At 63.1% G+C, this 22,977-nt stretch carries 20 protein-coding genes and 2 tRNA genes; 12 read left to right on the top strand and 10 right to left on the bottom strand.

The window, feature by feature from the left end; all coding sequences use genetic code 11:
* Nucleotides 1–2 precede the first annotated feature (2 nt).
* From GHT07_RS00330 to GHT07_RS00315, 4 genes are all read right to left on the bottom strand, one after another.
* Nucleotides 3–620: a LysE family translocator gene (locus tag GHT07_RS00330; RefSeq protein WP_153583062.1), complete on the bottom strand. Its 618-nt coding sequence runs from the start codon at nucleotides 618–620 to the stop codon at nucleotides 3–5.
* A complete protein-coding gene (locus GHT07_RS00325) occupies nucleotides 617–1,804 on the bottom strand; it encodes an ABC transporter substrate-binding protein (RefSeq protein WP_153583061.1) in 1,188 nt (395 codons plus the stop codon). Before GHT07_RS00325 ends, GHT07_RS00330 begins: the two co-directional genes overlap by 4 nt.
* 88 nt (nucleotides 1,805–1,892) lie before the next feature.
* Nucleotides 1,893–3,479 carry a benzoate-CoA ligase family protein gene (locus tag GHT07_RS00320; RefSeq protein ID WP_153583060.1) on the bottom strand — a complete coding sequence of 529 codons (1,587 nt, stop codon included), beginning with the start codon at nucleotides 3,477–3,479 and terminating at the stop codon, nucleotides 1,893–1,895.
* A 10-nt stretch (nucleotides 3,480–3,489) separates the two neighbouring features.
* Nucleotides 3,490–3,969, bottom strand: a complete 480-nt coding sequence (locus GHT07_RS00315) for a flavodoxin domain-containing protein (protein ID WP_153583059.1) — start codon at nucleotides 3,967–3,969, stop codon at nucleotides 3,490–3,492.
* Between the two features lie 139 nt (nucleotides 3,970–4,108).
* On the opposite strand from GHT07_RS00315, the gene GHT07_RS00310 reads away from it, so the two are divergent.
* The 3 genes from GHT07_RS00310 to boxB are packed head-to-tail and all read left to right on the top strand — an operon-like array spanning nucleotide 4,109 to nucleotide 8,167.
* On the top strand, nucleotides 4,109–5,047 hold the full coding sequence (locus GHT07_RS00310) for a helix-turn-helix transcriptional regulator (RefSeq protein ID WP_153583058.1): 939 nt from the start codon (nucleotides 4,109–4,111) through the stop codon (nucleotides 5,045–5,047).
* Nucleotides 5,044–6,732 carry a 2,3-epoxybenzoyl-CoA dihydrolase gene (boxC, locus tag GHT07_RS00305; RefSeq protein WP_153583057.1) on the top strand — a complete coding sequence of 563 codons (1,689 nt, stop codon included), beginning with the start codon at nucleotides 5,044–5,046 and terminating at the stop codon, nucleotides 6,730–6,732. Before GHT07_RS00310 ends, boxC begins: the two co-directional genes overlap by 4 nt.
* Nucleotides 6,733–6,742: 10 nt before the next feature.
* Entirely contained in the window at nucleotides 6,743–8,167 is a 1,425-nt protein-coding gene (gene boxB / locus GHT07_RS00300) for a benzoyl-CoA 2,3-epoxidase subunit BoxB (RefSeq protein ID WP_153583056.1), read from the top strand.
* A 35-nt stretch (nucleotides 8,168–8,202) separates the two neighbouring features.
* On the opposite strand, the gene GHT07_RS00295 is transcribed toward boxB, so the two are convergent.
* On the bottom strand, nucleotides 8,203–9,666 hold the full coding sequence (locus GHT07_RS00295; protein ID WP_194792775.1) for a TRAP transporter large permease subunit: 1,464 nt from the start codon (nucleotides 9,664–9,666) through the stop codon (nucleotides 8,203–8,205).
* On the bottom strand, nucleotides 9,663–10,106 hold the full coding sequence (locus GHT07_RS21245; protein WP_194792774.1) for a hypothetical protein: 444 nt from the start codon (nucleotides 10,104–10,106) through the stop codon (nucleotides 9,663–9,665). Before GHT07_RS21245 ends, GHT07_RS00295 begins: the two co-directional genes overlap by 4 nt.
* 50 nt (nucleotides 10,107–10,156) lie before the next feature.
* Here GHT07_RS21245 and GHT07_RS00290 point away from each other — a divergent pair.
* The 3 genes from GHT07_RS00290 (at nucleotide 10,157) to GHT07_RS00280 (ending at nucleotide 11,947) form a co-directional block, all read left to right on the top strand.
* Nucleotides 10,157–10,233 (top strand) — tRNA-Pro (locus tag GHT07_RS00290).
* 28 nt (nucleotides 10,234–10,261) lie between these two features.
* Nucleotides 10,262–10,338, top strand: a tRNA-Arg gene (locus GHT07_RS00285).
* A gap of 139 nt (nucleotides 10,339–10,477) precedes the next feature.
* Nucleotides 10,478–11,947 carry a choice-of-anchor L domain-containing protein gene (locus GHT07_RS00280; protein WP_153583054.1) on the top strand — a complete coding sequence of 490 codons (1,470 nt, stop codon included), beginning with the start codon at nucleotides 10,478–10,480 and terminating at the stop codon, nucleotides 11,945–11,947.
* 18 nt (nucleotides 11,948–11,965) lie between these two features.
* On the opposite strand, the gene GHT07_RS00275 is transcribed toward GHT07_RS00280, so the two are convergent.
* Entirely contained in the window at nucleotides 11,966–12,658 is a 693-nt protein-coding gene (locus GHT07_RS00275) for a glutathione binding-like protein (protein WP_153583361.1), read from the bottom strand.
* 57 nt (nucleotides 12,659–12,715) lie between these two features.
* Between GHT07_RS00275 and GHT07_RS00270 the strand changes: the two genes are divergently transcribed.
* Nucleotides 12,716–13,408: a hypothetical protein gene (locus GHT07_RS00270; RefSeq protein ID WP_194792773.1), complete on the top strand. Its 693-nt coding sequence runs from the start codon at nucleotides 12,716–12,718 to the stop codon at nucleotides 13,406–13,408.
* Between the two features lie 65 nt (nucleotides 13,409–13,473).
* Here the strand turns inward: GHT07_RS00270 and GHT07_RS00265 are convergent, their stop codons facing one another.
* The 3 genes from GHT07_RS00265 to GHT07_RS00255 form a co-directional block, all read right to left on the bottom strand.
* A complete protein-coding gene (locus GHT07_RS00265) occupies nucleotides 13,474–15,630 on the bottom strand; it encodes a 3-hydroxyacyl-CoA dehydrogenase NAD-binding domain-containing protein (protein WP_153583053.1) in 2,157 nt (718 codons plus the stop codon).
* Nucleotides 15,631–15,641: 11 nt separating this feature from the next.
* Nucleotides 15,642–16,847, bottom strand: a complete 1,206-nt coding sequence (locus tag GHT07_RS00260) for an acetyl-CoA C-acetyltransferase (protein WP_153583052.1) — start codon at nucleotides 16,845–16,847, stop codon at nucleotides 15,642–15,644.
* Between the two features lie 76 nt (nucleotides 16,848–16,923).
* Nucleotides 16,924–17,232, bottom strand: coding sequence for a hypothetical protein (locus tag GHT07_RS00255; RefSeq protein ID WP_153583051.1), 309 nt, complete (start codon nucleotides 17,230–17,232; stop codon nucleotides 16,924–16,926).
* Nucleotides 17,233–17,354: 122 nt separating this feature from the next.
* On the opposite strand from GHT07_RS00255, the gene GHT07_RS00250 reads away from it, so the two are divergent.
* The 5 genes from GHT07_RS00250 (at nucleotide 17,355) to GHT07_RS00230 (ending at nucleotide 22,967) form a co-directional block, all read left to right on the top strand.
* Entirely contained in the window at nucleotides 17,355–18,419 is a 1,065-nt protein-coding gene (locus GHT07_RS00250) for a dipeptidase (protein ID WP_194792772.1), read from the top strand.
* Nucleotides 18,416–19,579, top strand: a complete 1,164-nt coding sequence (locus GHT07_RS00245) for an acyl-CoA dehydrogenase family protein (RefSeq protein WP_153583049.1) — start codon at nucleotides 18,416–18,418, stop codon at nucleotides 19,577–19,579. The genes GHT07_RS00250 and GHT07_RS00245 overlap by 4 nt, the downstream gene beginning before the upstream one ends.
* A 50-nt stretch (nucleotides 19,580–19,629) precedes the next feature.
* Complete coding sequence (locus tag GHT07_RS00240) at nucleotides 19,630–20,025, top strand: VOC family protein (protein ID WP_153583048.1); 396 nt, start codon at nucleotides 19,630–19,632, stop codon at nucleotides 20,023–20,025.
* Between the two features lie 115 nt (nucleotides 20,026–20,140).
* Nucleotides 20,141–20,524 carry a hypothetical protein gene (locus GHT07_RS00235; RefSeq protein WP_153583047.1) on the top strand — a complete coding sequence of 128 codons (384 nt, stop codon included), beginning with the start codon at nucleotides 20,141–20,143 and terminating at the stop codon, nucleotides 20,522–20,524.
* A 298-nt stretch (nucleotides 20,525–20,822) separates the two neighbouring features.
* Nucleotides 20,823–22,967, top strand: coding sequence for an AAA family ATPase (locus tag GHT07_RS00230; protein WP_153583046.1), 2,145 nt, complete (start codon nucleotides 20,823–20,825; stop codon nucleotides 22,965–22,967).
* Nucleotides 22,968–22,977: the final 10 nt, after the last annotated feature.

Genomic DNA, 22,977 nt, shown 5'->3' with positions numbered 1-22,977 from the left:
ACTCAGGCGTTACGCCGCACGAAAAGCAGCATGCCGCCCAGCAATGCAAAAAACGTTCCGCATGTGCGGTTGATCCAGCGGATGGCGCTGTGTTGGCGCAGCAGTGGCGCGATGCGTCCGACGCCAAGCGTGCACAGCAGCATCATCAGGCCGTCGCCCGCCATGAACGTGAATGCGAGCACGGCGAACTGCCATGCGGCAGGCTGTGAAGCGTCAATGAACTGCGGAAAGAACGCAGCGAAGAAGATCAGCGCCTTCGGGTTGCTCGCGCCCACCAGCAAGCCTTGCACGAAGAACGAGCGGCTTTGGCGTGGCGCCATGCTGCTCACTGGCGCGGCCTGGCTGTGAAAAGTCATGATGCCCAGCCAGATCAGGTAGATCGCGCCGAATACCTTGAGCCCCGTGAACGCTGCTTCTGAGGCAGCCAGCAATGCGCCCAGCCCCAGCGCCGATGCAGCCATGATCACAAAGCTTGCGGCGATCGCGCCGGCGCCGGAGGCGAGCGCGCGGCGCGGCCCGTGGTTGATCGCATTGCTGACGCACATCAGCATCGTCGGCCCGGGCGTGGCGACGAGGACCGCCACTGCGCCGAGGTACAGCAGGTAGGTGGCGAGGCTCAAGCCATCTTGCAGCCGGCGCCCGAATCGGCGAGCGCCTTGGCTGCCACGCCAATCACCTTGTTTTCCTTGTTCTCGACCACGCGCAGGTACATGTCCTGCACCGGGTTGTGCGACGGGCTCATCGTCCACTTGCCGCGCGGGCTGTCGATCACGGCTGTCTCCATCGACTTGTACAGCGCCTGCTTCGCGCCGATATCGCCCTTGACGGCGGCCATGCCATGTGCGAGCAGCAGGCCCGTGTCGTAGCCCTGAACGGCGTACACGTCCGGCTGCATGCGGAATGTCTTGGCGTATTCAAGGCGGAACTTGTTGTCGCGCGGCGTGTTGAGCGAGTCGCCGTAGTGCATCGTGGTGATGATGCCGTCGGCAGCAGGGCCTGCGGCATCCAGCACGCCTTCGGTGAGAAAGCCCGAGCCGTACAGCGGGATCTTGCCTTTGAGGCCCGCAGCTGCGTAGTCCTTGATGAACTTGGCTGCGCCGCCGCCTGCGAAGAAGCACGCAACTGCATCGGGTTTGAGCGAAGCGATTTCGGTGAGCAGCGCCTGGAATTCAACATTGGGGAAGGGCAGGCCCAGTTCCTTGATGATCGTGCCGCCGGCCTTGGTGTAGCTGTCGCGAAAACCTTCGAAAGCTTCGTCGCCCGCAGCGTACTTCCAGGTGATCCACACGGCTTTCTTGTGGCCCTTGTCCACCATGGCCTTGCCAAGCGCGAGCGTGGGCTGCGAATTGGTGAAGGACGTGCGGAAGACGTTGGGTGCGCACAGCGCGCGGGTGGCGGCATGCACGCCAGCATTCGGGATCAGGCACAGCGTGCCGCTTTCGCGCACGACTTTCTGGATGCCCATCTGCACGCCTGAATGCACGGTGCCGATCAGCACATCGACCTTGTCGCGCTGCACGAGCTTGGTCGCGTTTTCAACACCCTTGGATGGTTCGGCTTCGTCATCGACCTTGAACCATTCGATGTCGCGGCCACCCAGCTTGCCGCCTTTTTCATTGATCGCCATGCGCACGCCGTTTTCGATGGCGACGCCCAGCTGCGCAAAGGTGCCGGTGTACGGCAGCATCAAACCAACGCGGATCTTGCCCGACTGCGCGCGGGCGATTTGCGGCAGCAGCAGGCCGGTCGAGGCGGCGCCAATCAGGGCGGCGCTGCGGGAGAGGACGAGGCGGCGGGTGGTCATGTCTGTCTTCCTTGTGAATAGGTGCACGGCGAATTAGTTGAGGCCTAAAGCATTTTTAACCTGCCGCCCCTGCGGCGCGTACTCTGGCTTACCCGGAGTGTGCCGCCTTCGCAGCGTTGCGCAACTTGAAGCGCTGGATTTTTCCGGTCGCTGTCTTGGGCAGCTCGGCAACGAATTCGATCCAGCGCGGGTATTTGTACGGCGCGAGGCGCGACTTCACGTGGGCCTGCAGTTCTTCAATGCTCGCTGACTGCGACGCCTTGAAGACGACGTACGCCTTGGGCTTGACCAGCTCGTCGGTATCAGCGGCGCCAACCACGGCGGCTTCCAGCACCGCCGGATGCGTCATGAGGCAGGCCTCGACTTCGAAGGGCGAGACGTAGATGCCGCCGACTTTGAGCATGTCGTCGCTGCGGCCACCGTAGGTGTAGAAGCCATCGGCGTCGCGCGTGTACTTGTCGCCGCTGCGCGTCCATTCGCCTGCGAACGTGGCCTTGGTCTTGGCGCGGTTGTTCCAGTACATGATCGCCGAGCTCGGGCCCATGATCTGCAGCTCGCCGATCTCGCCGTCGCCGCATTCCTTGCCGTCATCGCCCACCACACGCAATTCGTAGCCCGGCACTGCCTGGCCCGTGGTGCCGTAACGCACCTGGCCGGGCCGGTTCGACAGGAAGATGTGCAGCATCTCGGTCGAGCCGATGCCATCGAGGATTTCGCAGCCGTACTGCCCGGTCCAGCGGTTGCCGATATCGGCGGGCAGGGCTTCACCAGCGCTGGTGCACACGCGCAGCTTCAGCTCGCTGCGCGCCGGCTTGTTCGGGTCCGCGAGCAGTGCGGCAAACAGCGTTGGCACGCCGTAGAAGATCGTCGGCTGGTAAGTCTTCAACGTGTTGAAGACATCGCCCGGTGTCGGGCGGCCGGGCCACAACACGGCCGTTGCGCCCACGCTCATCGGAAACGTCAGGCTGTTGCCAAGGCCGTAGGCAAAGAACAGCTTGGCGGCAGAGAACACCACGTCGTCCGCGCGAATTCCGAGCACGCCGCGGCCATACAACTCCGCGGTCTGGATCAGGTGGCTGTGCAGATGCACCGTGCCTTTCGGCGTGCCGGTCGAGCCGCTGGAGTAAAGCCAGAACGCAGGGTCATCGGCGGTGGTGTCGGCAACGCGCCGCTCACCATCGCCCGACTTCACCAGGGCAGCCACTGAATCCGGCGTGTCCGTGCCCGCAATGAACACATGGCGCAATGTAGGGATGCTGCCGATCAGCGATTCGAAGGCGGGCAGCAACGGCTTCGACACGAACAAGGCCTGCGCGCGCGAGTCGCGCAGCATGAAGTCGAAGTCTTTCGTGGTGAGCAAGGTGTTCGTTGCGACGGGCACGACGCCCGCGAGCATTGCGCCCAGAAACACGACAGGCCATTCCAGCGTGTCGAGCATCGCGACCATCACGCGTGCTTCAGCCGGCAAGCCGAGTGCGCGCAATGCGTTGGCGAAGCGATAGGCCTGGTGGGCCAACTCGCCATAAGTGAGCTTGGCGCCGCTGGCCGCATCGACGAAAGCGATGCTGTCTGGCCGGCTGGCATTGCGCTCAAGCAGGTCGAAGGCCGCGTTGTAGTCGTGCGGAATCTCGACGCGCGGCGGGGAGTGGGAATGGTCGGCGCGGCTGATGTTCATGGGCGCGCGTTCAGGCAGTGGTCTGGGCGGGCGCGGTTGCTGCAGCCAGCGCGAGCCATTCGCGGCACCATGCGGTGGCGAGCTCTTCGGGCATCGTTCCGGCGCTGGCATCGTGGCACCACACATCGCCGATGCGTTGCGCGCCCAGGCCTTGCAGCCGTTCATCGAACTTCTTGCCGCCAAATGCGAAGGTGCTCAGGTACGTGCGGTCGCCCAGCGCAATCACGCCGTAGCGCACATGGCCGAGGAACTTGGGCGTGGCGTCGAGCGAGTCGTAGAGCGCACGCGCGTTGTCGGGCACGTCGCCCGAGCCATAGGTGGAAGTGCAGATGAGGTAGAGCGCCTGCGGGTCGTCAAACACCGAGATGTCCCTGCCGTCCATGAGCAGGACTTCGATGTCGTCGGCGATATCGGCGCAGTCCATCTGGATGGCCTGCGCGACGTAGTCGGCGGTGCTTGTCATGGTGCCGACAAGTATCTTGAGCTTCATGTTTTGTCTGTCCTCTTGTCGCGCACGGCTGCGGCGCGACTCTTGTTTGACCTGCAATAAACTGCTTGACTTGGCTGCAACAGGAAGTATAGTGCAATCTTGATCTAGCGCAAGTCCTGGTCGAAAAAGCACAACTTCCATGTCGATCGTCAACGAAAACGAAGCCAGCGTCACCCTCGTGGAATTGGGTGCGCGGGTGCGGGCATGGCGGGCGCGGCGCGGCATGACGCGCAAACAACTGGCGAGTGATTCAGGCTTGTCCGAGCGCTTTCTGGCCGATGTGGAAAGTGGCAGGGGCAATGTGTCGATCAACTCGCTGGAGGCCACGGCCCGCGCGCTGCACATCACCCTGATCGAACTCCTGCAAGACGCACCGCTGCCTGCCATGGCGCGCGTGCATGGCCTGCTGGCGCGGCTGGATGAATCGCAACTGGACAAGGCCTATGCGCTGATTGCTTCTGCCTTTGGGCTGGCCGCCGATGCGGGGCGCGAGAAGCGCATTGCGTTGATCGGGCTGCGTGGGGCGGGCAAGTCAACACTGGGCGAACAGCTCGCAAGCGACCGCGGCTTGCCGTTTGTGGAGCTCGACCGCGAGATCGAGCGTGAAGCCGGCACCAGCATGAATGAAATATTGCTGTTGCACGGGCAGGGCGGCTACCGGCGCTATGAGCGCCGCGCACTGGCCCGCATCGCGCAGGACCACGCAGACGGCGTGGTGATGACCACCGGCGGCAGCATCGTGAGCGAGCGCGAAACGTTTGACCTGCTGCAAAGCCACTTCTATTGCGTGTGGCTCAAGGCCAGCCCGCAGGAGCACATGAGCCGCGTGATGGCTCAGGGCGACATGCGGCCGTTCGAAGCCACCAGCGGCGAGCGCGGTGCCGCCCGCAGCGCGGCGGGCGAGGCCATGGAAGACATCCGCCGCATCCTGGCCAGCCGCGAAGTTCTGTATGCACGTGCCGATGCCGTGGTGGACACGACGGCACGCAGCATCAAGCAATCCCTCAAAGACCTCGAAAGAGCCGTACCCGCCAAGTCCCCGGCGCCAGCGCGCCGCAAAAAGGAAACTGTCCAATGAACGCCATTACCGAGCCCCTGCTGATCAAGCAGGGCGACCGCGAGCTCGTGAGCTTCGCGACGCATCCAGCCAAATACCAGCACTGGACGCTGGCCGTCGATGGTGAAGTTGCGAGCCTGAAGCTGGACATCAATGAAGACGGCGGCATCAAGCCGGGCTACAAGCTCAAGCTCAACAGCTACGACCTGGGTGTCGATATCGAGCTGCACGACGCGATCAATCGCATCCGCTTCGAGCACCCGTCGGTGAAGGTCGTGGTGTTCGAAAGCGGCAGGGAAAAGATCTGGTGCTCGGGCGCCAACATCTACATGCTCGGCTTGTCTACCCACGCCTGGAAGGTGAACTTCTGCAAATTCACCAACGAGACGCGCAATGGCCTGGAAGACTCTTCGCGTAACGACGGCCTGAAGTCGCTTGCCTCGGTGACGGGCGCTTGCGCGGGCGGCGGCTATGAACTGGCGTTGGCGTGCGACCGCATCGTGATGGTGGATGACCGCTCGTCCACCGTGAGCCTGCCGGAAGTGCCGTTGCTGGGTGTGCTGCCGGGAACGGGCGGCCTCACGCGCGTGACGGACAAACGCAAGGTGCGCCGCGACCTCGCCGACATCTTCTGCACAACGAGCGAGGGCGTCCGAGCCGACCGCGCACGCGACTGGAAGCTGATTGATGCGCACGCCAAGCCGCAGCAGTTTCCGCAGCTCGTGGCCGCGGAAGTTGAAGCGCTGAAGAAGCAGTCGACACGCGCTGGCGGCAAGGGCATTGTTCTCACGCCGGTGCCGCTGCGCCTGGAAGACAACGGCTATCACTACACGACGGTCGAAGCGACCCTCGACCGCGCGGCACGCATCGCGACGATCACCGTGCACGCGCCCAATGCCAATATCGAATCGACGCCCGAGGCGATCGAAGCTGCAGGCGCCAACTGGTGGCCGCTGCAACTGGCGCGCGAGCTGGACGACCTCATCCTGAACCTGCGCACGAACGAGCTTGAAATCGGCACCTGGGTGCTCAAGACACGCGGCGATCACAACAAGGTGATGGCTGCTGATGACGTGCTGGAAAAGCACAAGTCCCACTGGCTCGTGCGCGAGACGATTGGCGCGCTGCGCCGCACGCTGGCGCGGCTGGACGTGACGTCGCGCTCGCTCATCGCGCTGGTCGATCAAGGCTCGTGCTTCTCGGGCACGTTGTTCGAACTCGCGCTGGCCGCAGACCGCATCTACATGCTCGACTTGCCCGACGCGCCGGATGCAGCGCCGTCGCTGCAATTGAGCGAAGCCAACTTCGGCCGTTACCCGGAAGTCAATGGCCTCACGCGCCTGCAAACGCGGTTTTGCGAAGACGAAGCGACCATTGCGCAACTGCATTCGCTGCAAGACAGCCAGCTGCGCGCCGACCAGGCGCTGGCGCTGGGGCTTGTGACGCTCACGCCCGACGACATCGACTGGGACGACGAGATTCGCATCACGCTGGAAGAGCGCGCATCACTCTCGCCGGATGCGCTCACCGGCATGGAAGCATCGCTGCGCTTTCCGGGCAAGGAGACGATGGAGACGCGCGTCTTCGGCCGCCTGTCTGCGTGGCAGAACTGGATCTTCATTCGCCCGAATGCGGTGGGCGAAGAGGGCGCCTTGAAATTGTTCGGCACTGGCAAGAAGGCCAAGTTCGACTGGAAACGAATCTGAAGGAAACGTCATGAGCAACATCGACCTGCAAGCACTCATTCCCAACAACGTTCACCTCGCCGAGAACCGCCAGCTGCAGCGCGCGCTGGAACACTGGCAGCCCGCGTTCCTTTCGTGGTGGGACGAAATGGGGCCGAGCGATTTCAAGGCCAAAGAGGTTTACCTGCGCACCGCCGTGGGCGTTGATGCGCAAGGCTGGGCGAGCTACGGCTACACGCCCATGCCCGACTACCGCTGGGGCATCTTCCTGGCCGACAAGGAAGAAAACCGCAAGATCGGCTTTGGCGACTTCATGGGCCAGGACGTGTGGCAAGACGTGCCCGGAGAATATCGCTCGACCTTCCGCCGCCTGATCGTGACGCAGGGCGACACGGAGCCGGCATCGGTTGAACAACAGCGCTTGCTCGGGCACACCGCACCGTCGCTCTACGACTTGCGCAACCTGTTCCAGGTGAACGTCGAAGAAGGCCGCCACCTGTGGGCCATGGTGTACCTGTTGCACGCGCACTTCGGCCGCGATGGCCGCGAAGAGGCGGAAGAGCTTCTTGAGCGCCACAGTGGCGATGTGAACAAGCCGCGCATTCTGGGCACGTTCAACGAGCCGATGGACAACTGGCTGTCGTTCTACATGTTCACGTACTTCACGGACCGTGACGGTAAGTTCCAGCTCAAGTCGTTTGCAGAAAGCGCGTTCGATCCGCTCGCACGCACCACCCGCTTCATGCTGACGGAAGAAGCGCACCACATGTTCGTGGGCGAGACGGGCATTGGCCGCGTGATCAAGCGCACGCTGGAAGTGATGAAGGAGCTCGACACGGACGACGTGGCGACCCTGCGCAAGGCTGGCGTGATCGACTTGCCCACGGTGCAGAAGTTCATGAACTTCTGGTTCACGAGCTCGCTCGACCTGTTCGGCTCGGAAGCCTCGTCGAACGCCGCCAACTACTTCAGCAACGGCATCAAGGGCCGCCCGGACGAAGCGAAGTTTGCGGATCACGTGGAGCTGGATACCGAGATGACGATCCAGGTGCCCGATGGCAAGGGTGGCGTCAAGGGAGAGGTGATCTCCACGCGCAACGGCATGAACGAGATCACGCGGCTTGAATACGTGAAGGACTGCAACGTTGGCCTCACGCGCTGGAACATGGGCATCAAGCGCGCGGGCGTGGCATTCGAATTCAAGCTGCCTTCGACGCGGTTCCGCAGGCAGGTCGGCATGTGGGCGAATGTGCCCACCACGCCCGAAGGCCAGCCGATTTCGCAGGCCGAGTACGACGCGATGAAGAGCCAGTGGCTGCCGACGCAAGACGACATCACCTTCGTCAAGAGCCTGATGCAACGCGTGATCGAGCCCGGCAAGATGGCCGGCTGGATCGCGCCGCCCGATCGCGGCATCAATGCGCAGCAGGTCGAGTACGAATACGTGAAGCTCTGACGCGTGGCGCCCGGGGTGGCGCTACCTGTCAGGCGTCACTTCCTGGGCGCGTCTTCGGATGGCTCGGGCTGCTGGGCCATCTCTTCCATCTGCTTCACGATATCTGCGTCGCTTGGCGCTTGCGTGCCGGCGGGCCTGTCGGCGGCCAGGCGTGCATTGGGCCTGTCGAGCATGTGCACGACTTGTGGCGCAGCGAACACCGTGACGATGGCGATCAATTGCACGGCAACAAACGGTGCCAGTGAACGCAGCAGATCGCGGTTGCCCACGCTCGGCAGGTGCGACGTCGCTCGGGCCATCAAGATCGCGTAACCCATAGGCGGCAGCAGAAAGCTCATCTGCAGCACAAGCAGCAAAAGCACTGCGGCCTGCCGCGCATCGCCGAGCTGCATGATCAACAGCGGCGCGACGATGGGAATGACGACGAAGATCATCTCGAAGGCGTCGAGCACCCACGCGCAGAGTGCGACGCTGAGCAAGACCAGCCCCGCTGTGGCCATCGGCGGCAGGGGCGACGCGAGGATCATGTCGGCCAGCCAGCGGTCCGTGCCGAATATCCGCAAGACCAGGCTGAAGGTCGTCGCACCCACCAGCAGCGCAAACAAGGCACCGCTCAAGGCGAGCGTGTCGAACAGGACGGACTGCCATTGCGCTGCATCGAGCTTGCGCGTGACCAGTGTGGCAATCACCAGCAAGCACGCACCGGTGGCGGCAGCCTCCACCGCGAACATGCGGCCACTGAAGACGCTGCCCAGCAGCGCCACGATGATCGCGGTTGTCGCTGCGGCAAGCCACACGTGCGAGCGGGGCAAAGGCAGGTCGGCGGATGCATTGGCAACGAGCCTGTCCTTGCGCCAGACGACCACGGCCCACGCCAGCAGGATCGCCAGCGCAGGCAGCAGGGCACACAGCAATACGTCTTGCGTGTTCAGGATGCGCTCACCCGCCACATAGCCGGGCAGGTTGCTCGCCTCGGTGTGGGCGCGAAGCATCGCGTCTCCCAGAAGCAGCAACACGAGTGAAGGCGGCACGACAACGCCTATCGTCGCGGCCACGCTCACCAGGCTCAATGCGTTCGGCGCGGCCAGCCTGTGCAGGCGCGGCGCGACCAGGCGGGCCAGCAGTGCGGAGCTGGACGCGACCGAGCCATTCATCGGCGCGATTAGGGCGCCCACCGCCAGCGCCGCGAGCGGCTCGCCTGCGCCCGTGCGGCGGAACAGCCGCGCTGCCGATTCAAACAGCGCGTCAGCCACGGCCACGCGCTGCAGCAGCACACCGATGAAGACGTAAAGCGGCATCGCCTGCAACAGGTCGTGCTCCAGCAGGTTCACGATGCGACCGCCCAGCGCGGCGAGGATGGCGACGTCGAACGTCCCCATGACGAGCCCGATCGCCGAGAACAGCGATGCGACGCCGATCAGCAGCGCCCACACGGGCAGCCCCGTCGTGACGATGGCCACCGCGAGCACCAGCAGCATCCACAGGCCGGCGCTGTTCATGAATGCACGGTCGCAGGCTTTGTGGGCGCAATGGCGTGCGCGACAACCAGCCCCAGCATCACAGCCAGCGACAGCTTGATGATGAAGAAGCCGGGGTTGAGCGTCTCGCCGAAGTGTTCGAGCTGGGCGACGGAGCGCCAGACCTGCGGCCCCGACGTCCACAACACAAACAGGGCCCACGGCACCACGCATGCAGCGATGGCCCAGCGCCGCCACGGCGCCCGGGCCGAGGCCGGCGAGTGCGCGGCAGCCAGGTGGGCGTCGCTCTGGCTGGCAGCGGTGACCGCCACCGCCATGTAAACCGCAAAGAGGATTTGGGCGAGGTCATTCGCCTCGCGCGAGAAGGCCTGGATGGCGTCGCGCAGCGGCCATTGGGCACATAACAGCACGGCCAGCGGCAAGACCAGGCAGGCGGCGGCACGAAAGAGAAGCTGCAGCATGAACACAAGTGTAGGTGGGCGGCTCGCTTCGCCCGTTAGAATGGCGCAGTCGGAGCGTAGCGCAGTCTGGTAGCGCATCTGGTTTGGGACCAGAGGGTCGTAGGTTCGAATCCTATCGCTCCGACCATTCATCTTTGAGGCAAATCGCCCTCTCTCTGCCCGTAGCTCAGCTGGATAGAGCACCGGCCTTCTAAGCCGGTTGTCGGGGGTTCGATTCCCTCCGGGCAGGCCATCAAATTCAAACCATTGTTGCGCGGGGCACGGGCCCGCCCCGACAACATTCCCAAATTGATCACATGTAGCAGTTGTGGCTGACTTGTGTCCGGTGGTGTCTCGCGCGATGATGAGCGCTTCATTTAGCGGAGTGAGAGATGGCGTTCACAACTTTTGACCCGGCAAACGACTCGCTCACGAGCCTCGTCCATGCGATCTTCAATGGCTCTCCTGGAGCGAGCCTGGTGGGCGGCTCCATCACCACGCGCACCGGTGTGCCGATCGACCCTGACACTGGTTTTCTCAGCGGTGACCCAAGCACGATCGCCTTCTACAGCGGGAGCATCAGCCAGCTGGGCATCGGCGCGGGCTTGCTTCTGACCACGGGTGACCCGACGCCCCCCGGATCGAACTCGTCCACCTTCTATGGCAACGACACCGGCGCTGACCAGGCAGATGCTGACTTGCAGGCCACGATCAATGCCGCATTCTCGGGCGCGGGGTCGCTGCAGGATCTGACCTACCTGCAGTTCCACATCAACGTGACCGACCCCAACGCCACCGGCCTGCGCTTTGACGTGGTGTTTGCGTCCGACGAGTTTCCCGAGTTCTCCAACACCTCGTTCGTTGATGTCGCCGGCGTGTACGTCAACGGCGTCAACTACGCCCTGTTCAACAACAACCCGCTCACGCCGCTGAGCGTGGTGCAGGCGAACCTGAATGCCGGCAACTTCATCACCAACAGCGGGCAGGTGCCGATCGAATACGACGGCGTGTCGATCCCGCTGCAAGTGACGGCGCCGCTGCACATGGGCGACAACCTGATCAAGATCGCCATTGCCGACACCGGCGACTCGTTCTACGACTCCGCGATCTTCGTCTCCGGACTCCAGGCCGTGAACTACCAGGGGTTTGGCCTGTCGCAGCAAGTCGAAGTCGAAGACTCGCAGGAGGTGCTCGATACCGGTGGCAACCAGACCTATCTGGGCAGCGCGCTCAGGAACCTCATCAAGCTCATCAGCGGGCAGGACGTGGTCGATGGCGGCGCCGGTCTCGACGAAGTTGAAATTGCCTATGCGCTGAACTCCTACAGCTGGAACGGCGCGACGCTCAATCTCAATGGCGTCGGTGGCAATTCGAGCCAGCTGATCAATGTCGAACGCGTCGACCTGTCGGCTTATGGCTATCTCGTGGCAACGGATACGAGCCCTGGCGGCGATGCCTACGGCGCGGTCGCGTTGCTGGACGCACTGCTGAACACGACGTTCACGGTGCCGCTCTCGCTGCCGAACCTGACGTACGCGCTCGACCCGCTCAGCCACTGGATCAAGGTGACGGACGACGTGGCAGCTGGCGGTGGAACGCTGGGCAATGTCGCCACGCAGATGCTGGCCGCGTTCGTGCCCGGTGCCTCGCAAGAGACCATCATCGGCTCGCTGTACCAGAACATCTTCGGTGCGCCGGCCGACGCAGGAATCATTTCCTATGTCGAGAGTTTCATCGGCAGCACCTTCCCCACGATAGGTGACTTGTTCGCCTTCGCGGCTTTGCTGCCGCAAAACACGGCCGACCTCACTGCGGCCGGCTTCACGGGCTCGATCCTGGTACTGAACCCTGCCGAGTTCTGAGCGCGCAGGCGGTGCCGCCTAGCGCTGCTGGTATTGCGTGGCGCCGAAAAGCATTTCGCGCGCCTTCTCATCCGTGATGGGCTTGCGCTGGCTGGCCAGTACCGCAACGCCTCGTTTCACCGCGGGGCGTTCTTCCATTTTGTGGAACCAGGCCTCGAGCCTGGGGTAGTCCGACAGGACGATGCCTTGCCTTTCATAGCTGCGCAGCCACGGAAACGTGGCGATGTCGGCAATGGAATAGGCTTTGCCGCCCAGCCACTTGCTTTGGGCAAGGCGCCTGTCGATCACGCCATAGATGCGCTTGGCTTCGTTGGTGTAGCGGTTGATCGCGTAGTCGATCTTTTCGGGCGCGTACGCACGGAAGTGGTGGTTCTGGCCGAGCATGGGGCCTACGCCGCCCATCTGGAACATCAGCCATTCAAGCACGGCATATTTTTCGCGATCGGTCTTCGGCAGGAAGCGTCCTGTCTTGGCGGCGAGGTAGATCAGGATCGCGCCGGATTCGAAGATCGAGATGGGCTTGCCGTCCGGGCCCTGCGGGTCAACGATGGCCGGTATCTTGTTGTTGGGGCTGATCTTCAGGAAGTCAGGTTTGAACTGGTCGCCAGCACCAATATCGACCGCGATCGCACGGTAGGGCAGACCGCACTCTTCCAGCATGATGTGCACTTTGTGGCCGTTGGGCGTGGCCCAGGAATAGACGTCGATCATTGCGCTTTCCAGAGAAGTTTCCATTGATAATCCGACTTTAGGGGAATAGTCAAAAGCATGTTTGACCGCATCAAGAAGGCCTTCGGCAAGGGCGCAAAAGACGCGCAGGGCGCCGATGGACAGTCACCGTCCCAGCTCGCACACGGTCCCGTATCGGAATGGGCCGCGACGCAGGGCTTTGCCTTTTCGGTCAGCCGCACCGGCGAGGAAATCGGCCTTGAGGGCCGCGTCGGCGGCAAGGCCTGGCGCATGCAGCTGGGCCGCCCCACTCGCAACTACATCCTGGGCGAAGAGTTGCGCGCACGCGCGGAGTTGAACGTGCGCGACGAGGTCGCCGTGCTCGTGATGAACCGGCCGCTGAAAGAGGCGCTGGAGAAAAAGGCCTATTCGATCTACACCGACCAGATGCAAACCTCTGTCGATGCCAGCTTGCCGGAAGAGATGCGCTGGCTCGCCATGTTCGAAGAAGTCGGCTGGGAAGGCCCGAGTGAAGCCTTCTGGGACCGGTTTGCCGTGTTGACCGACAGGCGCGAAAACGCGGTGGCGTGGGTGGACGACAAACTCGCCGAGCTGATGGTGGCATGGCCCGCGCCAGCGCCGTCTGCCGAGGTGCCGTTCATGGTCTTGCTGCTGCGCGGCAAGGGCTACCTGCGCATGGAATATTCACCGGCAGACTTGTCAACGCTGCGCCATGCGTCGCGGATTTTCACGGCCTGCTGTGAGTCGGCCCTGAAGAACATCGGGCAGTAGTCCTGTGCAGCAGGGCGGCCCTGGCAAGCAGGGCGCGCCGTATTCGCCGGCAGGGCGCGCCGTGTTCAATACCGCGGCTCGTGCGAGCGAATGGCGTCCTTGACTTTCTGCGTCAGCACAAAGCCCGGTCCATACGTGTCGGCAAGCTGCGCAGCACGCGCGAAGAAGGCGTCAATGCCCGTGCCGTAAATGAACTGCATCGCGCCGCCGGCCCACGCCGGAAAACCGATGCCGAAAATCGAGCCGATGTTGGCGTCGTGCACGCTGGTCAGCACGTTTTCCGAAAGACAGCGCGCCGTCTCCACCGATTGCCTGTACAGCAGGCGATCAATCAGGTCGGGCATGGACCATGGCACGCCGGGCTTTTCAAACAGGCTCTTCAACTCGGGCCACAGGAATTTCTTCGCGCCCTTTTCCTGCGGGTACTCGTAGAAGCCGCCGCCTGCTGCGCGGCCGTTGCGGTCGTACTCTTTGACGAGGCGCTCCACCAGCAGCTCGCCCGGCGATGCGATGTACGTGCCACCCTCGGCACGAAAATCGGCACGCGTCTGGTCGAGCACGTGAACTGAGAGCGACAGCGCCGTTTCATCCATCACCGCCAGCGGCCCCACCGGCATGCCTGCCTGCATGCCCGCCTGTTCGATGACTGCTGCCGGAATGCCTTCGCCCACCATCGCAGCGCCTTCCATGACGAAAGTGCCAAACACGCGTGAAGTGAAGAAGCCGCGCGAGTCATTCACGACGATCGGGATCTTTCCGATGGCCTGCACATAGTCGAATGCACGCGCCACCGTCTGGTCGTCGGTCTGCTTGCCGCGGATGATTTCGACCAGCTTCATCTTGTCGACGGGGCTGAAGAAATGGATGCCGACAAATTTCGCCGGGTTCGCGCTGGCCTTTGCCAGGCCCGTGATTGGCAGCGTCGAGGTGTTGCTCGCGAAGAAGCCGCCGGGCGCGAGCAGGGCTTCGGTTTCCTGCGTGACCTTGGCCTTGAGCTCGCGATTCTCGAACACGGCTTCGATGATCAGGTCGCAGCCTTGCAGCGGCTCCAGTGCGGCGGTCGCAGTGATCTTGTCCAGCAGAGCAGCCTGGTCGTGCGGGCTCATGCGCCCCTTGTCCACGCGCGGCTGTGTGATCTTCACGCTGTAGGCCTTGCCCGCGTCGGCCTTGTCTTGCGTCACGTCGCGCAGCACCGTCTCGATGCCGCGGCTGGCTTGCTGGTACGCAATGCCGGCGCCCATCATCCCTGCGCCAAGAATGCCGACCTTTTTCGGCTTGTAGCGCTCTGCCACGGCAGGGCGAGACTGCCCCGATTTGATCGCGTTCATGTCGAAGAAGAACGTGTTGATCATGTTCTTCGCGACGGGTGAGGTGATCAGCCGGGCGAGGTACCGCGACTCGATGCGCAGCGCCGTGTCGTAGTCCACCTGCGCGCCTTCGACCATCGTGGCGAGCGCGTATTCAGGCGCCGGATAACGGCCACGCGTCTTTTGCCGCAACACGGCGGGCGCGACGCTCAGCATGCCAGCGATCTTGGGGTTGCTTGGCGTGCCGCCGGGCATCTTGTAGTTCTTGTCGTCCCACGGCTGGGCGATCGGCGAGACGCCGTCGTGGCGCGCGATGAAGGCCAGGGCGGCAGGGCGCAGTGATGCGGCATCAGGCACGAGCTCGTGCACGAGGCCAAGCTCCAGCGCCTCACGCGGCGAGAACAGTTTGCTTTCCATGATGTAGGGCTGTGCGCCCATCAGGCCGAGCAGGCGCGTCATCTTGGTCACGCCCGTCGCACCGGGAATGAGGCCCAGCGTGACTTCGGGCAGGCCGAACTGGATCTTCGGGTTGTCGATGGCAATGCGGTAGTGCGCAATCAGCGCCACTTCCCAGCCGCCGCCCAGGGCCGCGCCGTTCAGGCAACTCACCACCGGCCTGCCCAGTGTTTCGAGCGTGCGAAAGCACTTCTTCATGCGCTCGATTTCCTCGAACACGCGCGGCGCGTCGGACGGCTGCAGGCGCATCGTGCCTTTGAGGTCAGCGCCGGCAAAGAACGTTGACTTTGCCGAAGCGAGGACGATGCCGCGAATCGATTCTTTATCTTTCACGACCTGGGCCGTGACGTCTGCCAGGTCTTGCTGCCATTGCAGGCACATTGTGTTGACGGGCGAGCCTTCCTCGTCGAAGGTGAGGGTGGCGATGCCGTCGGCGAGTTCGTACTGGATGGTTTTCATGGGCGCGCGGCTCAGATGCGTTCGACGATCGTCGCGATGCCCATGCCGCCGCCGACGCACAGCGTCGCCAGGCCAAAGCGCAGCTTGCGGCGGTGCAGCTCGTCGATCAGTGTGTTGAGAATCATCGCGCCGGTTGCGCCGAGCGGATGGCCCATGGCGATCGCACCGCCGTTGACGTTCACGATCTCGTGCGAGACGCCCATCTCCTTCATGAAGCGCATGGGCACGGCTGCGAAGGCTTCGTTGACTTCGAACAGGTCGATCTGGTCAATGGTCATGCCCGCCTTCGCGAGCGCCTTGCGCGCGGCCGGCATCGGGCCGGTGAGCATGATTGTCGGGTCAGCGCCCGACAGCGCAGCGGCAACGATGCGCGCACGTGGCTTGAGGTTGTGCGCTTTGCCGACGGCCTCGCTGCCGATCAGCATGGCCGCGGCGCCGTCAACAATGCCTGACGAATTGCCAGCGTGATGCACGTGGTGGATGCGCTCGACCTGCGGATAGCGGCTGATGGCGACGTCGTCAAAGCCCATCGCGCCGAGCTGGTCGAAGGCGGGCTTGAGCGATGCGAGTGCCGCCATGGTCGTGTGCGGCTTGATGAATTCGTCGAAGTCGAGAATGGTCTGGTCCAGGAAGTCTTTCACCGGCACGACCGAGCCTGCAAAGAAGCCGCCTTCGCGTGCTTTCGCCGCGCGCTTCTGGCTCTCCATCGCGAAGGCATCGACGTCTTCGCGCGTGAAGCCGTCGAGCGTGGCAATCAGGTCGGCGCCAATGCCTTGCGGCACGAATGAAGTCGCTGAATTTGTTTCGGGGTCTTGTGCCCATGCGCCGCCGTCGGAGCCGATCGGCACGCGGCTCATGCTCTCGACGCCGCCTGCGACCACAAGATCTTCCCAGCCGGAGCGCACCTTCTGGGCGGCCATGTTCACCGCCTCCAGTCCCGATGCGCAAAAGCGGTTGAGCTGCACGCCTGCGCACTTCACGTCCCAACCCGCCTTCAGTGCAGCAACCTTGGCGATCACCGAGCCCTGCTCGCCGATGGGCGAGACCACGCCCATCACCACATCATCGACTTGCGCGGTGTCGAAGTCGTTGCGCCGCTGCAGCTCGGTGAGCACGCCGGCGAGCAGGTTGACGGGCTTGACTTCATGCAGGCTGCCGTCTTTTTTGCCTTTGCCGCGAGGCGTGCGGATGGCGTCGTAAACGAATGCTTCGGTCATCGCTGGCTCCTGTGGGGAAGGAGCCAGTATAGTCACCGTTATCCCCAAGCAAACGCTTGGTGAAAATCAAGCGCCGCTACAGAATGGGCATGCCGGCGACGCTCAAGTTCTTCACGAATTCGTGCAGGTCGAAGGTGTAGTAAACGCCGTCAGGGTGGTCTTCGGTCTGGTGGGGTGCGGCGCCGCAAAGCAGGGCGTGGCGCTGGCTGACATGAACAGTGAGGTAGCGGTCATCAACAAGGTTCAGCATGCGGGCGTTGCAGCCGTTGATGCTCAGCATCAGCGGCTCGCCGGGCTGGCGTCCTGATTGCGCCCAGAGTTTGCGCAAGATGGCGGCGTTGGCTTTGCGAATGGCCTTCATGCCGGCGACGCAGAGAGATTCCATGGTGGTGCGTATGAATACGTTCGTTTGACGCGTGCGATGGTCCTTGGAATCTGCGGCTCCCCCATCCATACCAACGTATCCTGCCGTCTCATCCACTCGCTGATGCCATGACAAAAATCACGTTGACCCGCAGACGATTCGGCCTCGCAGGCGCAGCGTTTGCAGCCGCAGCTGCGTTGCCCGCTCGCGCACAACACAAGGGCCTGTTCCTGGCCGACATGCATTCGCACTACGGCATGTTCATGCCGCGTCTTTTCAAGCTGGATCTGGCCAGGCACATGTCAGACACGGGCACGACGTTGCTGGCCTGGTCAGCCACCGACGACAACCGCTGGATCGGCCAAAGCGATGGGCGCCTGAAGCAGCTCAAGGACCCGCAGCCCGGTGAGCTCTGGGAGCACTTCCAGAAGCGGCTCGCCGGCTATGAAGCCCAGCGCCGCGACTGGAAGATCGAGCTGGCCTTGACGCCTGCCGATGTGGACAACGCGGTTGCCGGCCATCCGCGCATCCTGCTGGCCACGGAGGGCGCCAACTTTCTCGAAGGCCGCCCCGAGCGTGTGGCGCAAGCGCACGCCTGGGGCATACGGCACATGCAGATGGTCCACTTCATCCAGAGCCCGCTGGGCGATCACCAGACGGCGCAGCCGCAGCACGGCGGGATCACGAGCGTCGGCGCGCAGGTCGTCGCGGCGTGCAAACGAAGCGGCATCGTGGTCGATCTCGCGCACAGCACGGCGAACTTTGTCGATGGCGCGCTGGATGCGTCGGATGCAGCGATGGTCTGGTCGCACTCATGGATTTCCATGCAGGGCGGCAGCTGGCAGGCGCCGGGCTACATCGCACGGTCGCTGTCCCTGGCGTCAGCGAAGAAGATCGCTGCGCGTGGCGGCGCCGTGGGCCTGTGGACGGTGCGCGTTAACGGCGATCCGCTCTACACCGTGACGAATGTTCGCTCGTTCGCAGACGAGATGATGCGCATGTGCGACCTGATCGGGCCAGACCATGTCGCATTCGGCACTGACATGGAAGGCGCCGGCCCCGGCCCCATCCTCTCGAACTACGTCGACATGCGCGAAGTGGCAGACAACCTGGCCAGGCGCGGCCTCGCCGAAGCAACACTGGGCAATATCTTCATTGGCAACTACGCGCGCATCGTGAGGCAGGCGATGCAAGGAGCAAGCACATGATTGAACGCACTCTTTTCAGCCCCGAGCACGAGGCCTTCCGTGACAGCTTCCGGCGGTTTGTCGACAAGGAAATCATGCCGCACAACGAAGCGTGGGAAGAGCAGGGCTATGTTGATCGCGCCGTGTGGAGCAAAGCGGGCGAGAACGGGTTTCTGTGTGCCACGCTGCCTGAGCAATATGGCGGCGCGGGTGTGGACAAACTCTATTCCGTGATCGAGATGGAGGAGTTGGCTCGAGTCGGCCACACGGGTGTCGGGTTCAACCTGCACAGCGAAATCGTCGCGCCCTACATCCTTCACTACGGCACACAGGCGCAAAAGGAGCGCTTGCTGCCCAAGCTTGTGAGCGGCGAGATGGTGGGTGCCATCGCCATGAGCGAGCCCGCCGCGGGCAGCGACTTGCAAGGGGTGAAGACCACCGCAATCAAGCAGGCCGATGGCACCTACCTGCTCAACGGCAGCAAAACGTTCATTACCAACGGCTGGCATGCCGACCTCGTGATCGTCGTCGCGAAGACCAACCCCCAGGCTGGCGGCAAGGGTACAAGCCTGATGCTGGTCGAGCGCGGGATGAAGGGCTTCGAGAAGGGCAAGCGGCTCAAGAAGCTGGGCTTGAAGGCGCAAGACACCTCCGAGCTGTTCTTTGACAACGTGGTCGTGCCGGCCGACAACCTGCTGGGTGGCGAGGCGTTCGAGAACCGTGGCTTCATCTGCCTGATGGAGCAATTGCCATGGGAGCGGATGCAGATCGCCGTGACGGCAGTGTCCGCGGCGCAGGCCGCGATTGACTGGACGCTGCAGTACGTGAAGGACCGCAAGGTGTTCGGCCAGCCTGTGGCCTCGTACCAGAACACGCGCTACAAGCTCGCCGAACTGCAGACCGAAGTGCAGATCGCGCAGGTGTTTCTCGACAAGTGCCTGGAGCTCGTGTGCCAGGACAAGCTCGACACCGCCACGGCCAGCATGGCGAAGTACTGGACGAGCGACCTGCAATGCAAAGTGATGGACGAGTGCGTGCAATTGCACGGCGGCTATGGCTACATGTGGGAGTACCCCATCACCCGCGCCTATGCCGATGCGCGTGTGCAGCGCATCTATGGCGGCACGAATGAAATCATGAAGGAAGTCATCTCGCGCTCGCTGGGGCTGGGCGCCCGGTAGCCTGGTGGCGGAGAAAATCCGGGTTCCACCATTGATCAAAGGAGCAAACCATGGACCCCGTCGTTCACTTTGAAATGCCTTATCGCGATCGCGACCGGATGGCCGCGTTCTATTCAAAAGCCTTTGGCTGGACCATGCAGATGCTGGGCGCAGAAATGGGCAACTACGCCGTGGCAACCACGGCAGTCTCCGACGCCATCCCGGACGGCTACCGGGGCGTCATCAACGGCGGCTTTTTCGAGCGCAAGGACGACTGGCCCGACCAGTACCCTTCGGTGGTGATCGCCGTCAAGGACGTTCGAGCCAAGATGAAGGAAATCACGGCAGCCGGCGGCGAAGTGCTGGGCGAGCCGATGATGATTCCCGGCGTTGGCGACTACGTGAGCTTTCGCGATACGGAGGGCAATCGCGTCAGCATCCTGCAGGCGCTGCCGCAAGGAAGGTAACGCCATGTACGGGCAGGAAACTGCCCGCTGTGTGACTTCGTTGGCAATCCGCAGTGCGTGCAGTTGCGCCTCGAAATCAATGATGCGCTTTGCGGGCGACTTGCAACATGTCGCTGTGGCACTCTGGTCGGCGATGAATCTCGTCGTTGCTTCCCGCCAGACAGGTCCTTTGATCCGCTTCGATGTGGAAGGACGCTGGCGTGACGGCGATGCGCTCAAGCTGGCCTATCTCATCAAGGCGGCAGTCACGCGCGTGCGGCAAGACCATGTGCTGATCGACTTGCGGCGGGTTGCCGCGCCGCCCGGTGCCCAGGGCAAGTTCCAGATCTGCGACAGGCTGCGCCGCGCGCTGAACGCCAACATGCGCATCGGCGTCATCGCCAGGCGTGATCTCGTCGATGCAGACGAGCCCGGTGCTTTCCAGCAGTGTCCAGAGATCGGCCGCTTCGACGGCGAGGGCGCGGCCATCAAATGGCTGAGCGCGCAACCAGGCGGTTGACGCCGCGCACGCGGCAGAAAAAATCCCCCGGCTTTTTCAGGACCGAGGGATTGAAGAGCCGGGAGAAGAAACTTGAAGAAAACCCGACCAGCCTGTTGGAGTGCGCGGGTGCGGGCTGGTTCCCTTCACGGACACAAATGACCGGCGTCAGAGCTGTCCTACAAGTAAAAAATCACGAGCCCCCTGTGTGTTGCTGGCTTTACCCGGGCGACACTGGCTTGGCTGCACTGCTTTCTGTAGGATGCCTCTGACACCCGGGCGCATTCTGTTGCCACCGTCCCCACGAGGAAACGCAGCCATGTCCGATCTTTCGGCAAACTCATCCAGCGATTCGCAGGCCAGCGCGGCTTCGCGTGGCACCAACCGCGCGCTGCTCAGCGTCAAGAAGGGCTGGAGCCGGCTGCTGGACTGGTTCGCCATTCAGTCGATGATGGTCAAGAGCCTGCTCGTTCTTGCCGCGTTCATGATTCCGGCGTTGGGGTTGTACTCAGCGTCACTGTTGCAGCGGCAAGCCGCCGTGGTCGAGCAGGTCAGGCAGATGACCGCCGCCGATGAGGCGGCCGGCGCCACCCCATACGCCATCAATCCCAAATTGCCGATCGCCTTCGGCACGGGTTCCATCCTGAGCTTTCTCGACGGCAACCCTGTCGAGCGCATCACGGTGATCTACAAGCCTTTGATGTGGAATGTCTCCGAGCGGGTCGTGCTCATTGAGTCGAAGGGCAAGCAGTACGCGTACTACCCGAGCGACATGGAAACAAAGATTTTCTCGGACAAGGCCGTGCAGGCGCCCTGGGGCGGCAAGATTGCTTTCGTGCCGCGCGCCGACCTCGACAGCGGATCGATCGAAGTGCTCGAGCGCATCGACCAGCGCTTCTCGGGGGCGAGGCCGCAGTCCGAAAAAGACGCGTGGAAGGCCGGCGTGAGCGGCTTGCTGTCGGCAACGCTGACCGTCGGCCTCATCGGTTTCCTGGCGTTCCAGCTCAAGGGCCAGTTCAAGGCGCTGAAATTCCTGGAGCCTTCGCAAGTGCAGGGCTCGATCGATGACCTCGTTGGCATGGACGACATCAAGGCCGAGGTCGCGCAGATCAAGGACCAATACCTGCGGCGCGCGGAATATGCCGAGTACGGCATCAGCAAGCCGTTCAACGTGATGTTCAGCGGCCCTGCAGGCACGGGCAAGACAAAACTCGCGAGCTATCTCGCCAAAGAGCTGAACCTGCCGATTCTTTTCCACTCGGCAGCCAACCTCGAGACGGGCTTCGTCGCCGGCGGCTCGAACACACTGTCGCGCATCGTGGCGATGGCCAAGCGCCGCAGGCGCTGCATCGTGTTCCTCGACGAAGCGCAGGACCTGTTCATGAAGCGCGGCGGTCACCGCAAATTCGATGACGACACGCAGAACATGCTGCTGGCCATTCTGGACGGCGTGCGCACCCGGCATGAGGCCGAGATCATCTGGATCGTCGCGTCCAACTTCAACAGCGAGCAGATGCAGATGGACGACGCCATGCTGCGCCGCTTCCAGATGAAGGTGGATTTCCGCATGCCCAACCGGCAGGAGCGCGCCGCCATCATTGACCACTACCTCGCGCAGCGCGCCGACAAGGTGGAGCAGGGCATGGACCGGCGCCACCTGGTGGAAATCACGGAAGGCCGCAGCCCCGCCGATCTTGAAACCATCGTGAACCAGGCCGGTATTTCGGCGGTGCAGGTGGGCGCAATGATCGGCGAGGACACCTTGATGAAGGCCGCCGAGCGCGTGCTGGTGGGCAATGTCAACGCCAACACGACCAAGGAGCGCGACCGTGACCGCCGCATCATCGCGATCCACGAGTGGGGTCACTTCCTGGTCGATTTCGAGCTGGAGCGCAAACGCGCCGGCGGCGACTGGGTCGCGCTGCAGTCAGAGATGAAGACGATCAAGATTTCGCTCAGGGCCAACCCGCGCAACAACGCGCTGGGCTTTGTGTTCCACAAGCAGGGCGCGAATTTGCTCAAGACCAAGTCCGACATCGAGCACGATGTCCGCGTGCTCCTGGGCGGCATGGCGAACGAGGAATTGTTCTTCGGTGAAGACGGCACCACGAACGGCGCCCACAACGACATCACGCGCGTGACGAAGCTGCTGCATCACGCGGTGGGCGAGATGGGCATGTACCGGCGCACGCGGCTGAATTTCGGCGCGCTGTCCAATGAAGGCGGCAGCGCCTCGCGCAACCTCGACGAGGAAACGCGCGGCATCATGGAGGCGCAAAGTGAGCGTCTCTACAGCGAGACCAAGCAGCTCCTGCTGCGTTTGAAACCGCTGACGGAACACCTCACCGGCAAGTTGCTCGACAAGGGTGAGATGAGCCTTCAGGAGACGCTGTTCGAGATCCGCAGCTTCGAGGCGGCGTGCCACGAATTCAGCAACCGCGTCGGGATGGCGCAGCGCACCTGAACCGCTGCGG

The sequence above is a fragment of the Caenimonas koreensis DSM 17982 genome, assembly GCF_009646335.1.
Classification (GTDB): Bacteria; Pseudomonadota; Gammaproteobacteria; order Burkholderiales; family Burkholderiaceae_C; genus Ramlibacter; species Ramlibacter koreensis.
This window is presented reverse-complemented; position numbering and strand designations above follow the sequence as displayed.

Coding starts and splice junctions, on each gene's coding strand:
- GHT07_RS21245 (WP_194792774.1), bottom strand. CDS start 10,106: ATGCTGCAGCTTCTCTTTCGTGCCGCCGCCTGCCTGGTCTTGCCGCTG.
- GHT07_RS00260 (WP_153583052.1), bottom strand. CDS start 16,847: ATGACCGAAGCATTCGTTTACGACGCCATCCGCACGCCTCGCGGCAAA.
- GHT07_RS00255 (WP_153583051.1), bottom strand. CDS start 17,232: ATGGAATCTCTCTGCGTCGCCGGCATGAAGGCCATTCGCAAAGCCAAC.
- GHT07_RS00310 (WP_153583058.1), top strand. CDS start 4,109: ATGTCGATCGTCAACGAAAACGAAGCCAGCGTCACCCTCGTGGAATTG.
- GHT07_RS00275 (WP_153583361.1), bottom strand. CDS start 12,658: ATGATCGACGTCTATTCCTGGGCCACGCCCAACGGCCACAAAGTGCAC.
- GHT07_RS00230 (WP_153583046.1), top strand. CDS start 20,823: ATGTCCGATCTTTCGGCAAACTCATCCAGCGATTCGCAGGCCAGCGCG.
- GHT07_RS00295 (WP_194792775.1), bottom strand. CDS start 9,666: ATGAACAGCGCCGGCCTGTGGATGCTGCTGGTGCTCGCGGTGGCCATC.
- GHT07_RS00315 (WP_153583059.1), bottom strand. CDS start 3,969: ATGAAGCTCAAGATACTTGTCGGCACCATGACAAGCACCGCCGACTAC.
- GHT07_RS00245 (WP_153583049.1), top strand. CDS start 18,416: ATGATTGAACGCACTCTTTTCAGCCCCGAGCACGAGGCCTTCCGTGAC.
- GHT07_RS00265 (WP_153583053.1), bottom strand. CDS start 15,630: ATGAAAACCATCCAGTACGAACTCGCCGACGGCATCGCCACCCTCACC.
- GHT07_RS00320 (WP_153583060.1), bottom strand. CDS start 3,479: ATGAACATCAGCCGCGCCGACCATTCCCACTCCCCGCCGCGCGTCGAG.
- boxC (WP_153583057.1), top strand. CDS start 5,044: ATGAACGCCATTACCGAGCCCCTGCTGATCAAGCAGGGCGACCGCGAG.
- GHT07_RS00270 (WP_194792773.1), top strand. CDS start 12,716: ATGTTTGACCGCATCAAGAAGGCCTTCGGCAAGGGCGCAAAAGACGCG.
- GHT07_RS00325 (WP_153583061.1), bottom strand. CDS start 1,804: ATGACCACCCGCCGCCTCGTCCTCTCCCGCAGCGCCGCCCTGATTGGC.
- GHT07_RS00240 (WP_153583048.1), top strand. CDS start 19,630: ATGGACCCCGTCGTTCACTTTGAAATGCCTTATCGCGATCGCGACCGG.
- boxB (WP_153583056.1), top strand. CDS start 6,743: ATGAGCAACATCGACCTGCAAGCACTCATTCCCAACAACGTTCACCTC.
- GHT07_RS00280 (WP_153583054.1), top strand. CDS start 10,478: ATGGCGTTCACAACTTTTGACCCGGCAAACGACTCGCTCACGAGCCTC.